Annotated in this window: 11 protein-coding genes and 2 pseudogenes; 7 read left to right on the forward strand and 6 right to left on the reverse strand. The window is 58.7% G+C overall.

What is annotated here, in order from left to right:
• Positions 1 to 10: 10 nt before the first annotated feature.
• Genes AC1Q8Q_RS03175 through AC1Q8Q_RS03190 form a run of 4 tightly spaced genes read right to left on the reverse strand, consistent with a single transcriptional unit; the run spans position 11 to position 6,098 of the window.
• On the reverse strand, positions 11 to 1,192 hold the full coding sequence (locus tag AC1Q8Q_RS03175) for a hybrid sensor histidine kinase/response regulator (RefSeq protein ID WP_492614818.1): 1,182 nt from the start codon (positions 1,190 to 1,192) through the stop codon (positions 11 to 13).
• Positions 1,186 to 1,779 (reverse strand): chemotaxis protein CheB, encoded by a 594-nt coding sequence (locus tag AC1Q8Q_RS03180; RefSeq protein ID WP_168758200.1) that lies wholly within the window; start codon positions 1,777 to 1,779, stop codon positions 1,186 to 1,188. The genes AC1Q8Q_RS03175 and AC1Q8Q_RS03180 overlap by 7 nt, the downstream gene beginning before the upstream one ends.
• Positions 1,776 to 2,609 carry a CheR family methyltransferase gene (locus tag AC1Q8Q_RS03185; RefSeq protein WP_020797121.1) on the reverse strand — a complete coding sequence of 278 codons (834 nt, stop codon included), beginning with the start codon at positions 2,607 to 2,609 and terminating at the stop codon, positions 1,776 to 1,778. The genes AC1Q8Q_RS03180 and AC1Q8Q_RS03185 overlap by 4 nt, the downstream gene beginning before the upstream one ends.
• Entirely contained in the window at positions 2,610 to 6,098 is a 3,489-nt protein-coding gene (locus AC1Q8Q_RS03190; RefSeq protein ID WP_168758201.1) for a response regulator, read from the reverse strand.
• A gap of 263 nt (positions 6,099 to 6,361) precedes the next feature.
• On the opposite strand from AC1Q8Q_RS03190, the gene AC1Q8Q_RS03195 reads away from it, so the two are divergent.
• The 5 genes and pseudogenes from AC1Q8Q_RS03195 (at position 6,362) to AC1Q8Q_RS03215 (ending at position 9,511) form a co-directional block, all read left to right on the forward strand.
• Positions 6,362 to 6,727, forward strand: coding sequence for a response regulator (locus AC1Q8Q_RS03195; protein WP_020797124.1), 366 nt, complete (start codon positions 6,362 to 6,364; stop codon positions 6,725 to 6,727).
• 72 nt (positions 6,728 to 6,799) lie between these two features.
• Positions 6,800 to 8,107, forward strand: a complete 1,308-nt coding sequence (locus tag AC1Q8Q_RS03200) for a glycosyltransferase (RefSeq protein ID WP_020797125.1) — start codon at positions 6,800 to 6,802, stop codon at positions 8,105 to 8,107.
• Positions 8,104 to 8,226 (forward strand): annotated as a pseudogene (locus AC1Q8Q_RS03205) (AraC family transcriptional regulator); the annotation flags it as partial. The gene AC1Q8Q_RS03200 and the pseudogene AC1Q8Q_RS03205, both read left to right, overlap by 4 nt.
• Positions 8,222 to 8,487, forward strand: a pseudogene (locus AC1Q8Q_RS03210) (hypothetical protein); the annotation flags it as partial. The pseudogenes AC1Q8Q_RS03205 and AC1Q8Q_RS03210, both read left to right, overlap by 5 nt.
• A gap of 85 nt (positions 8,488 to 8,572) precedes the next feature.
• Entirely contained in the window at positions 8,573 to 9,511 is a 939-nt protein-coding gene (locus AC1Q8Q_RS03215; RefSeq protein ID WP_168758203.1) for a carbohydrate kinase family protein, read from the forward strand.
• Positions 9,512 to 9,623: 112 nt separating this feature from the next.
• Here AC1Q8Q_RS03215 and AC1Q8Q_RS03220 read toward each other — a convergent pair whose 3' ends face one another.
• Positions 9,624 to 10,925, reverse strand: a complete 1,302-nt coding sequence (locus tag AC1Q8Q_RS03220; RefSeq protein WP_492614819.1) for an OprD family porin — start codon at positions 10,923 to 10,925, stop codon at positions 9,624 to 9,626.
• Between the two features lie 357 nt (positions 10,926 to 11,282).
• On the opposite strand from AC1Q8Q_RS03220, the gene AC1Q8Q_RS03225 reads away from it, so the two are divergent.
• Complete coding sequence (locus tag AC1Q8Q_RS03225) at positions 11,283 to 11,555, forward strand: DUF2790 domain-containing protein (protein ID WP_168758205.1); 273 nt, start codon at positions 11,283 to 11,285, stop codon at positions 11,553 to 11,555.
• A gap of 99 nt (positions 11,556 to 11,654) precedes the next feature.
• Here AC1Q8Q_RS03225 and AC1Q8Q_RS03230 read toward each other — a convergent pair whose 3' ends face one another.
• Complete coding sequence (locus AC1Q8Q_RS03230) at positions 11,655 to 11,927, reverse strand: DUF1652 domain-containing protein (protein ID WP_020797131.1); 273 nt, start codon at positions 11,925 to 11,927, stop codon at positions 11,655 to 11,657.
• A 302-nt stretch (positions 11,928 to 12,229) separates the two neighbouring features.
• On the opposite strand from AC1Q8Q_RS03230, the gene eco reads away from it, so the two are divergent.
• Positions 12,230 to 12,712: a serine protease inhibitor ecotin gene (gene eco / locus AC1Q8Q_RS03235; protein ID WP_492614820.1), complete on the forward strand. Its 483-nt coding sequence runs from the start codon at positions 12,230 to 12,232 to the stop codon at positions 12,710 to 12,712.
• Positions 12,713 to 12,731 lie beyond the last annotated feature (19 nt).

Raw genomic sequence — 12,731 nt, forward strand, 5'->3', positions numbered from 1 at the left:
CGCGGTTTTCCTACAGCGGCAGACAAACGCGAAACAGGGCGCCTTCGCCAATCCGGCTTTCGACGATAATGGTACCGCCATGGGCGGCAACTATCTGTTCGGAAATAAACAACCCCAAGCCCAGCCCGGTGGCGACATGATTGGCCGAGACGCGCTCGAATTGCTGGAAAATCCGTTGCTGGTTCTCCTCGCTGATGCCGATTCCAAAATCACGGACTTCCACCCGTGCTTCACCGTTCTCACTGTACACCTTCATGTTGATCGGGCTCTTGGCGCCATAACGCAGGGCGTTGGTCAGCAGGTTGGAAATCACCTGCTCAATACGAAACTCATCCCAATCGCCCATCACCGATTGCTCGGCGTCCAGGCTGACCGACGTTTCGGCGGCCTCGATCTGCGGGGCAAAATTGTGCAACAAACCGCGAACCAGCGCCGCCAGATCAAAGTGTGTCGGGCGAATCGACAACTTGCCGGTACGAATACGTGACACATCGAGCATGTCTTCGATCAGCCGGATCAGGCTTTTGATCTGCCGTTCATCGCGATCGACCATGGCGTGCATCTTGTCCAGGGTGAAGGCAGCAGCGTTGTCCCGGGCCAGGTGCATCTTGCGCAACTGGGTTTCTAGAATCAGTCCATTGAGCGGCGTGCGCACTTCATGGGCAACGATGGACATGAAGTCATCGCGCATGCGCACCGCCTGCTCCAGCTCAAGCTGGGTACTGCGCAACTGCATGAGCAACGCTTCCTGCTCCCGACGGCTCTGTTCCAGCGCTTCGACCTGTTGTTTCATGGCCTTGCTCTGGCGGTAGAGGTCGACGAAGACATTGACCTTGCTCTTGACCGCCTGGATATCCAGGGGCTTGTGCAGGAAATCGACGGCGCCGCTTTCGTAGCCCTTGAACGCGTAGTTCAGCTCGCGACCGGCGGCACTGACGAACACGATCGGGATGTTCCTGGTCTTTTCCGTGCCACGCATCAACTCGGCCAGCTCGAAGCCATTCATGCCGGGCATCTGCACGTCGAGGATGGCAATGGCGAATTCGTGTTGCAGCAACAGCGACAAGGCTTCGTCGGCCGACAAAGCCTTGTAGACGATGCGATCTTCACGCTTGATCAGCGCTTCGAGTGCCAATAGGTTTTCTGGCAGATCGTCGACGATCAGCAGTTTGGCCTGGATATTACTTAGCATGCGATTCGTTCCAGCTCGACAAGCAAACGGCCGATGCCGCGTATGGGGAGTATGTGATCGGGCTGCAGGATATTCAGCGCCGCCTGGGGCATGGTCGCAACCTGGGCCTCGCCCGGGTCCTGGACGATGGTCAGCCCGCCATGCTGCTTGACCTGGGACATACCCTTGGCGCCATCCTGGTTGGCGCCGGTCAGCAATACCGCGGCCAGCTTCGCACCGTAGGCATCGGCAGCCGATTCGAACAGGAAGTCGATGGCCGGCCGCGAATAATGCACACGGTCTTCCAGGCTCAGGGAAAAGCTGCGGTCCCGCTCCACCGACAAGTGATACCCGGGCGTGGCGAAATACAGGGTACCGGCTTCAACCGGGGTCTTGTCCGTGGCCTCCACGACCGGCAGCGAGACACGCCTGGCGAAGACTTCCACCAGGTGACTACGGCGCTCGCCCGGCAGGTGCAGGACCACGATGATCGGCAATGCGAAACCTTGTCGCAGCGGACCCAGGATACTGAGCAGCGCCTCAACTCCGCCAGCCGAGGCGCCGATCACAATCGCTTCTATTGAAGGTAAGCCCGTTGCGCTGTTCATGATTTGCGATAGATCCGTTCTTGTTTGACCAACGGCTCGAACTGGTTGCCGAAAGCTGAAAAATCTGGCGTTTCCTTGCTGCCCAGAGCGAGGAAACCGCGGTGGCAAAGCGACTCATGAAACAAACCGAAAGCGCGATCCTGTAGTTTTTTATTGAAGTAAATCAATACATTACGACATGAAATTAATTGAGTTTCTGAAAATACGCTGTCCGTCGCCAGGCTATGATCGGCGAAGGTCACGTTTTCGCACAGCGACTTGTCGAAAATCGCGAACCCATACGCCGCCGTGTAATAGTCGGCGAAGGAGCACTTGCCGCCGGCCTGCTGGTAGTTGGAAGTGTAGGCGCGGACATTCTCCATGGAGAAAATCCCTTGCTTGGCTTTGTCCAGCGAACGCGGATTGATGTCAGTGGCATAGATGATCGTGCGCTCGAGCAGGCCCTCTTCGCGCAACAGGATGGCCATCGAATAGACTTCTTCACCGGTGCTGCACCCGGCGATCCAGATCTTCAGCGAAGGGTAGGTCTTGAGCAACGGCACCACTTCGCGGCGGATGGCCAGGAAGTGCGAAGGGTCGCGAAACATTTCACTGACCGGAATCGTCAGCAGTTGCAGCAACTGCATGAACGCCGTCGGGTCGTGCAGGACCTTTTCCTGCAATGCCGAAATGGTATTGCACTCGAACTGGCTCAAGGCGTGCGTCACCCGGCGCTTGATCGAGGCGCCGGAGTAATCGCGAAAATCGTAGCTGTACTTGAGGTAGATCGCCTCGATCAACAAGCGCAATTCGATTTCGCTGCTGCGCTCCCCTGAATGATTGCTCTGCACTTAAATGCGTTCCATCTTCGGTAACCACACACGAATCAGCGAGAACAGGCGATCGAGGTCGATGGGCTTGGCCAGGTAATCGTTGGCGCCGGCCTGCAGGCAGCGCTCCTGATCGTCTTTCATGGCCTTGGCCGTCACCGCGATGATCGGCAGTTTGCGCCAGCGCGCCTCCTTGCGAATCAAGGTGGTGGCGGCGAAACCATCCATTTCCGGCATCATCACGTCCATGAGCACCAGGTCGATGTCTTCGAATTCATTCAATCGCTCAATCGCTTCACGCCCGTTGCGGCCGATGACCACGACGGCGCCCTTTTGCTCCAACGCACTGGTGAGGGCGAAAATGTTGCGCACATCGTCGTCCACCAGCAACACCTTGCGCCCCTCGAACACCTTGTCACGGCTGCGGGCGGTCTTGAGCATCTTCTGCCGGTCATGGGACAACCGTGATTCGACTTTGTGCAGAAAAAGTGTCACTTCGTCCAGCAGGCGCTCGGGAGAGCGCGCGCCCTTGATGATGATCGAGCGCGAATACCGGCGCAGCTCAGCCTCTTCGTCCCGGGTCAGGTTGCGCCCGGTATAGACAATCACCGGCGGGAACGAGCAGATGTTCTCGCTGGACATGCGCTTGAGCAGGTCGTTGCCGAGCATGTCCGGCAGCTTGAGGTCGATGATCATGCAATCGAACACGGTGTTCCGCAGCAGTGCCAGGGCATCCTGCGCCAGGCCGACGGCGGTGATTTCGATGTCATCGTCGCCGATCAGCCGGGAAATGCTATCGCGCTGCAAGTCGTCGTCCTCGACCAGCAACACACGCTTGACCTTCTGGGTCAGCTTGGCCTCCAGGCGCGCGAACACGTCCTTGAGCTCTTCGCGGGTGGTCGGCTTGACCGCATAACCGATGGCTCCCATGTGCATCGCCGCTTCGACCCGGTCTTCGACCGAAATCACATGCACGGGAATATGCCGGGTCTCTGCGTGTTCCTTCAGGCGTTGCAGCACCGTCAGCCCGGAATGATCCGGCAGGCGCATGTCCAGCAGGATGGCGTCCGGAATGTATTGCCTGGCCAGGTCGTAGCCCTCGTCGGCGCCATGGGCCACCAGGCACTGGTAACCCAGTTCATGGGCGAGGTCATAAAGGATGTGCGCAAAATTCGGCTCGTCCTCCACCACCAGGATACAACGCACGGTGAAGGGTGCCTTGAGGCGGTCATCGGCGAACCGCGCGATCTCCTGGACCACCGCCGGCGCAACCGCAATGGGCGCAACCGGGGTTGGAGCGTGTGTTGGCATGGCATGCATCCGCTCAACGGGCTCGTCGCCAGGTTCCACGTATTGCTGCGGCAGGATCAGGCTGAACTGGCTGCCCTGCCCCGGCGTGCTGGAGACATTGATCGAGCCGCCGAGCAGCGCGGCCAGGTCACGGGAAATCGACAGGCCCAGGCCGGTCCCGCCATAACGACGATTGGTAGTGCCATCGGCCTGGCGAAAGGCCTCGAAAATGCTTTCCTGTTGATCGGCGGCAATACCGATCCCCGAATCGCTGACGACAAAGGCAATGCCTTGGTTCGACGCCGCGCTCACGGTCAGGGATACCCGACCTTTCTCGGTGAACTTGACGGCATTGGAGAGCAGATTCTTGATGATCTGCTCCACGCGCTGGCGGTCGGTGTACATCATGGTTGGCGCACCGTCCTGCAACTCGACCTGGAAATCCAGTTGCTTGTGCGCAGCCAGCGGCTGGAACATCCCGCGCAAGCCGTCCACCAAGCGCGCAACGCTGGTGTTTTCCGGGCGTATCTCCAGTTTGCCGGCTTCGACCTTGGAGATATCGAGAATATCGTTGATCAGGTTGAGCAAGTCGTTGCCCGCCGAATAGATCGACTCGGCGAACTTGACCTGCTCGGCACTCAGGTTTTCCTGCGGGTTTTCCGCCAGCAACTTGGCCAGGATCAGCGAGCTGTTCAACGGCGTGCGCAACTCGTGGGACATGTTGGCGAGGAATTCGGACTTGTATTTGCTCGAACGCTGCAGTTCTTCGGCGCGCTCTTCGAGCTGGGCCTGGGCCTGGTTGAGCTCGGTATTCTTGAGGTCCATGGCGTCACGTTGCTCGGCCAACACCTGCGCCTGTTCGGCAAGTTGTTCGTTGGTCTGTTCGAGCTCGACCTGCTGGGTTTCCAGATGCGCCTGGGATTCCTTGAGAATCCGCGACTGCTCTTCCAGCTCTTCATTGGCGGTCTTGAGCTCTTCCTGCTGAACCTGCAACTCTTCGTTGAGTTGCTGGGTTTCAGCCAGCACTTCCTGCAAACGCTGGCGATAACGCGCCGCCTCGATGGAGGTGCCGATGTTACCGGCAATGAGCTCCAGCAAATCGATGTCACGGTCGGTCAACGGGCGCAGGAAGCCCAGCTCAATGACGCCGTTGACCCGCTCGTCGTCGCTGGTCGGGACCACCAGCACGCTGCGCGGTAAACCTTCGCCCAGCCCGGAACTGACCTTGAAGTAGTCGCTGGGCACATCGTCCAGGCGAATCAGGTGGGCCTGTTGCGCCACCTGGCCGACAATGCCTTCGTCACTGTAGATTTGCTGCTCACGCGCCTCCTGCTCTCGGGAAAACCCATAGGACGCCACGCGGCGCAGGCCGCCGTGTTCTTCTCGCACATAAATGGCCGCCACGGCACTGCCCAGGTACTGCGCGCAGAACTGCAGGATGTTGCGCCCCAACAGGTTGAGCGACAGTTGCCCCAGCACTTGTTCGGCCAGTTGGGTCTGGCCATTGCGCAGCCAGGCCTGTTGCTCCAGCCGCTGGGCACTGGCCTGTTGCGCCGCCAGGGTCGCTGCGTAGCTTTGCGACAGATTGAGCAGATCGCGACGGCCGATGTAGGCCAGCAACCCGCTGATGCCGGCAATGAATAACAGATAAAGGGTGATGCTCCAGATCGTGGTACGGCGCACTTCCTCGTTACGCGTGGCGCGCAACTGCTGCTCCATGTCGATCACGTCTTCGTACTGCTTGCGGATTTCATCGGTCAGGCGCTTGCCTTTGCCGGTCTTGACCGCCCCACGGTAGTCACCATTGCTTCGCTGCAGATCGATCATCGATTGCGCGTAACCTGCCCACTCCTTCTGCAACGACTCCAGCCTGTGCAAGCGGTCGGTCTGGACCGGGTTGTCCGCGGTCAGTTCGAGCAAGGTGTTGAGCACCACCTCGATGCGTGGCTTGGCCGTTTCATAGGGTTCGAGGAATTTATCGTCGCTGGTGAGCAGGTAGCCGCGCATGCCGGTTTCCAGGTCGACCGTCAGCTTGACCGCCTCATTGGCGTTATTGATCACCCGGTCGGTGTGCTCGACCCACTGGATCGTCGACAGCAGATAAGTGATCAGCGAAACGAAAAAAACCGCACTGATGGCGCCGACGCCCAGCGGCAGACTGATGTTGCGGCTAAGGAGCTTGCGGAATCGCTGCTGATCAACCGAAGACTCAGTGGTCATAGTTAAGCCTTGTTGAACGGGTGAAAACCAAGGAGTTTGCCCCAAAACTGACGCACTGATCGAATTTTCTCGCGGGATTGGCCGCAAAATGCACTTTCAACTGCTGTTGCGCCAACGCAGCGGTTATCCTTTGCCCTAATGCGGGCCGACCCTTCTTTTTATAGCCTATCGGGAACTTGTCGCGACCCCTCACTTACTCATGCAAGAGAGCCGGCGATTCTGGTCGGCCGAAAAAGCCATCCACCCTTTCCGAGAACCCCATCATGACCGCCAATACCCCCACCCTCCTGGTCGTCGAAGACGATGCCATCGTGCGCATGTTGATCGTCGACGTGCTGGAGGAGCTGGAGTACAAGGTCCTTGAGGCCGATAGCAGCGAGCAGGCGCTGGCGATTCTCGAGAATGAGAACCAGCACATCAACCTGATGATGACTGACGTGGGCTTACCCGTCATGGACGGCCGAGAACTGGCCACCCAGGCCCGGTTGCTGCGCCCTGGACTGCCCATCCTGTTCGCCAGCGGTTATGCCGAGAACATCGATGTACCCGAAGGCATGCATCTCATAGGCAAACCGTTTTCCATCGATCAGTTGCGGGACAAGGTCAAGGGTATCCTCGATAATGCCTGACTTCGGGCGCCGCTTTATCGCCGGCCTCCTTTACCTCTCCAGCGCCATGCTCGTTTCAAGGAATTCCGGTTCATGAGTCAGTCCCACGCAACCAAAGTCCTGGTTATTGGTTACGTCTGGCCCGAGCCCCGCTCTTCGGCGGCTGGCGGGCATATGATGCAAATCCTCGAAAGCTTCCTGCAGCAAGGCTGGCACGTCACATTCAGCAGCCCGGCCGGCAGCGGCGAACATCGGGCCGACCTGACGGCGCTGGGTATCCGTGAAATACCGATCGAGCTGAACAATAGCAGTTTCGACACCTTCATCAGCGAACTGGCCCCGGACATCGTCTTGTTCGATCGTTTCATGATGGAGGAACAGTTTGGCTGGCGCGTCGAGAAACACTGCCCCGAAGCACTGCGGGTTCTCGAGACCTCCGACCTGCAAAGCCTTCGCGATGCGCGCCAGCAACGACTCAAGAACCGCTTGAAGGCAAGCGAAGACGGCAATGATTTCAGCGAGCTCTTCGCGCCGGCACTGCGTGAGGAATTTGAGCTCATGGCCGAGACCGATCTGGCCCAGCGGGAGATCGCAGCGATTTATCGTTGCGACTTGAGCCTGATGATCTCCGAAGTCGAGATCGAGTTGCTGGTCGAACACTTCAAGCTGCCGCGCAGCCTGTTGCATGGGTGCCCGCTGATGGTGGACCTGCCCACCCATGCGCCGGTGCCGTTCGAGGACCGGGCGCACTTTATTCACATCGGCAATTTTCGCCATGCCCCCAACTGGGATGCGGTGCTCTGGCTCAAGACCACTATCTGGCCGATGATTCGCCAGCAATTACCCGCCGCTCAACTGCACATCTACGGCGCCTACACACCGCCCAAGGCGACCGCGCTGCATAACGCGGCGCAGGGCTTTCATGTGATGAACTGGGCTGAGGACGCCTTGCAGGTGATGTCGGCGGCACGGGTGTGCATGGCACCGTTGCGCTTTGGCGCGGGGATCAAAGGCAAGATTGTCGACGCAATGCTCTGTGGCACACCGAATGTCACCACGCCCATCGGCGCGGAGGGCATGCACGCAGCTGAGCCATGGCCGGGGGCGATCACCCGCACTGCCAGGTCCTTTGCCGATAGTGCCGTGCAGCTCTACCAGGACAAGACGCAATGGCTCAAGGCCCAGGCCCAAGGCCTGGAATTGCTGGCGAGCCGTTATCAGCCACGCATTCATGGGCCGGCGCTGATTGCACGGCTCGAGCACTGCCGCCAACACCTGGCTTCGATCAGGAGAGACAACTTCACCGGCAGCATGCTGCGTCATCATCAACACAAGAGCACGCAATACATGGCGCAATGGATTGAAGCCAAGAACCGCCATAAAGAAGACGCTCCGACATGAGCCGAACGCCCCGTGTCACCGACCCTTCCTACGAATTGATGGACGACCATAACGGGTTGTCCATCATCTATCGCCAGCACGGCTTCCCCTGCCCTTTGGTGCGCTGGCATTTCCACCGGTCGTCGTTGCAGTGAGTCTGGCGATGCCTCGGGCACGGGTTACTTCAACGTGCGTACTCGCCAATGGGATTTGCAGCTGCTGCGCGACATCGACCCCAGCGGGCGTCTGCAGGCCGCGTTGCCGGCCGTTGGTTGCCATTGCTTTGCACCATGAACCTGACCAACGCCACGGAGTCGATTCGAGCACTGTTCGATCTGGATATCGAGCGTTTCAATGCGCTCGTTGCCCAGGCCCCCATCGGCGCCGAAGGCGTGTGCATGCCGATCGCGCAAAACGTGGCGGCCTCGCAGTTGGCCTATGAACGCTATCGACAACATGTCGCAACCCTATAAAGAGCGAACAACTATGTATCTGGTGTGTGGCGAAGCGCTGTTCGATTTCTTCAGTGAAAACGACGCCAGCGGCCTGGCTTCAAAAGTGAATTTCAAGGCCATCGCCGGTGGCTCGCCGTTCAATGTCGCGGTGGGTTTGCGCCGCTTGGGCGTGGAGGCTGCGTTATTGGCCGGGTTGTCCACCGACTACCTTGGCCGGCGCTTGCTCCAGGTGTTGGAGGAAGAAGGCGTACGCACGGACTACCTGGTGGATTTTGCTGCACCGACCACCCTGGCAATGGTGGCGCTCGGGGCCAATGGCTCGCCCCACTACAGCTTTCGCGGCGAAGGCTGCGCGGATCGACAACTCAAACCCGAGCATCTGCCGGCGTTGGGGTCGCAAGTGCGCGGCCTGCACATCGGTTCGTTTTCCCTGGTGGTGCAGCCGATTGCTGACACGCTGCTGGAGCTGGTGCGCCGGGAAAGCGGCAAGCGCTTGATAAGCCTTGATCCGAACGTGCGTCTTAATCCGCAGCCAAACATCGAGCTGTGGCGTTCGCGGATTGCGACCCTCGTCGAGCATGCCGACCTGATCAAGGTCAGCGATGAGGACCTGGGTTTGCTGTACCCCGGGCAGGACCCGGCGCAGGTTATAGAGGGCTGGCTGCAACACCGCTGTCAACTGGTATTCCTGACCCGTGGCGGCGAAGGTGCGAGCGTATTCAGTCGAAGCCATGGTTCGTGGTCGGTGCCGGCCTGCACGGTGACCATCGCCGACACCGTGGGCGCTGGCGATACCTTCCAGGCGGCGTTGATTACCTGGCTGACCGAACAAGGGCTGGATTCGGTCGTAGGCGTTCGCCAATTGAGTCGCCAGCAGATCGATGAGATGGCGAGGTTTGCGGTGCAGGCGGCGGCGCTAACGTGCAGCAGGACCGGGCCGGATTTGCCGTATCGGCATCAGTTGGATTGATCGTTCCCACGCGCAGCAAAGGAATGCCTCAACGGACGCTCCGCGTTCGGCCTTTCGGGATGCAGAGCGTCCCGGGCTGCATTCCTTTGCGGCGCGTGGGAACGATCAGGCGCTACAGGATCGAAAAGTTGTAGCTGACGATCAGCCGCGTCTCGTCCACATCCCGGGCATATTGCTCGTAGTTGGTGCGGTAGGTCGCATTGCGCAACCGCAGGCTGACATCCTTGAACGTCCCGCCCTGCACCACATACTTGAGCTCGCTGTCACGCTCCCACTCTTTGCCTTCCTGATCGCTGCCGGGCACCTTGATGTGGTCACCGTTCACATAGCGGGTCAGGAAGGTCAGGCCGTTGATGCCGATGGCCTTGAAATCGTAATCGTATCGCAGCTGCCACGATCGTTCCTGCGCTGCGGCGAAGTCGTTGACCTGCACGTAGTTGACCAGATACGGATTGCTACCATCGAGGTACGGCATCGAGTTGTCGCCATTCATGCGCTGCCAGCCCGCGCTGAACGTATGGCCGCCGTTGGCATAAGCGAGCATCGTGCTCAGCGCGCGGTTGTCAATGGAACCGGCGCGGGCGGCGCCGCTGTCGGCACTCTTGAGCAAGCGCAAATCGGCCTTGAGCACACCGCCACCCAGGGGTTGACTGGCCAGCAGGCCGAGGAAGTGCTGACGGTAGATGTCTTCCAGTTCAGCGTAGTGATACTGGGCTGTCAGCCGCTCGTTGATCCGGTAATCGAAGCCGTACATGTCGAAATGGTCGGCCGTGATGTTGCAGGCATAACGCTTGTTCTTGCAGTGCAGGCGGATGTCCTGGGAATCCGTGGAGTCCCGGGCGGTATACTTGTCCAGGCGCGCGGCCATGAAGCTCAGATTCTGCACTTCCCTGGACGTGAGCATCGCACCGTTGAACATGGTTGGCAGCAAGCGACCGTCGTTGTACTTGAGCAGCGGCACATCCGGCAGCAGCGCGCCGTACTTCAACACGCTTTGCGAGACGCGCACCTTGGCGGTCAGGCCCAGCTTGGTGTATTCGTCCGCCGAACCGCGTGGGTTGCTGCCGCTGGACGGCAGCAAGCCGCTGTTGCTGCTGTCTGGGCTGGAATCGAGCTTGAATCCCGCCATGCCCAATGCATCGACACCGAACCCGAGCGTGCCCTCGGTGTACCCCGATTGCAGATTCAGAATGAAACCCTGGGCTGACTCTTCGCGCTTGGACGCGCCCTGCTCGTTTGAGGTGTGCCCGTCACGAAAATCGCGGTTGAAATACACCGTACGTGATTCGATTTTCGCTGTGGTGTCATCGATAAAACCGCTCGCTTGAACCGGCCCGGTAAAACCGGCGCACAGGGCCAGGGCGCCGAAGCCGAATGACTGGCGAGCGCGGATGAACGTAAAAGGGGGACGCATTAAAAAAAGCTCCAACAATGCAGCGATTGCGCCAGGGCGCAATCAGCCAGAAATAGCCTTCGCCCGGACCAGTAGAGGATCGGGCTGAAGTAAACACGCGGGGGGTGAGCTGCAATGATGGCAGAAGGCTTTTTCTCGCTGCAGACGACTTTAGTCTCAATAGTGATCCGGTTTGATGGAAAAATGCCGCCGAACGGTAGTGGCAGTACGACAGGTGGCGTTCAGCGAAGTTAACCAATGCTTAATCGCGCAGTCCAACACTCTACTGGACCGCACGCCCTCAGAGCCCTCTGACGCCCAGTGCGGCAGGTTCGACGACACGTCGAGCTAACTTGCGACTGCACTGGAGATTGCCTCATGAACTCGCGCGCCCTGCTCGTTTCAATCGCCCTTGTCTGTGCTTCATCGACCGGCATTGCACAGGCCAACGACACTACGTCCGCACAAAACGTGCCTTCCTACCACTACGGCATGCCGTTGCACGTGGGCAAAGTGATTGCGCTGAACGAACCCACCACCCTGGATTGCGAAGTGATCACAGCGACGATGAAATACATCGACTCACAGTCGGGTCAACCTGCAGAAATCGCCTACCGAAAACTGTCTGACGCCTGCAGTTATCAAAACTGAAGGGAAAGGACCAAAATAGTTGCTCGCAGTTAAAAACAGACGCGCCGGATCTGGGGTTTTCCCGCCCCGGCGCGAATCGGTAGAGCATGAAATGCCGGCTTAAAACGCTTTACGCAGCCCCTGGTTATGCCCGGGTTCTGTGTAATGCTTTTGAAGATCGGTACGCAGGACAGCTATCAGCTCGTTGATTTCCCGACAGCCATTGAGTTGATGGGCATCGATTCCGGTTTTTACCAGATCGAGCTGATCGGTCTCCCCATCGGCATACACTTTTACAGTCATGGACATGTCCGGCGACAGCGTGCATTGACAGCGTCTCGGTAGAAAACTGCTTTCAATGATGTTGCGAAGTTCCAAGGCAGAAAGAAACATGGCGACCTTCTCCGTTGTGAGACTGCCAATTAATCATCGACACTGACTCATATGGAATCCCGGTCAGCTTGAGAACAGCTACAGCATAAAACATGCCTTGAATCTCGCTGTGCAGCTCATCGGTAAATCAAGGGGTTATTGTAAGGACTCGTGATTACGGTCATGCAAATTGCAAAAAAGGTTGATGAAGGCCCTGCAAATTGCATGTTCAGGCAAGGGATTTGCATTGGCCGCTGCCGGCGTCGAGAATGGCGCCCGGCCGATCAAGAATCGGCTCACCTACACATACGCAAGGAGGCATCATGGGTTCATCGACCATCATCAACACCATCGGGCTGATCGCCGTCACGCTGTCGAGCATCGCCCATGGGGCAAAGCTCGAAGATGTTGCGCCCTTTCCGAAACCTGAAAAGGGTTTCAGCCGTCAGGTCATCCACCTCGCCCCGCAAACCCGTGAAGACGACTTCCAGGTCCAGATCCTTGCTGGCAAGACCCTGGAAGTCGACTGCAATCGCCAACGCCTGGGTGGCATACTCGACGAGAAGAACCTCGAAGGTTGGGGGTATCCGTTCTACCGCCTGGAAAAAGTCATCGGCCCGATGAGCACGCTGATGGCCTGCCCGGATGGCAAGCGCCAGCAGGATTTCGTGCCGGTGGTCGGTGACGGTTTCATGCTGCGCTACAACAGCAAACTGCCGATCGTGCTCTATGTGCCCAAGGACATCGAGGTTCGCTACCGGGTCTGGTCGGCCTCGAGCAAGGTTGAGAAGGCTGTCGAGGAATAACTGCCATTTTGAGCCCGGT

It is taken from the genome of Pseudomonas sp. GW823-FHT06B06, assembly GCF_058795195.1.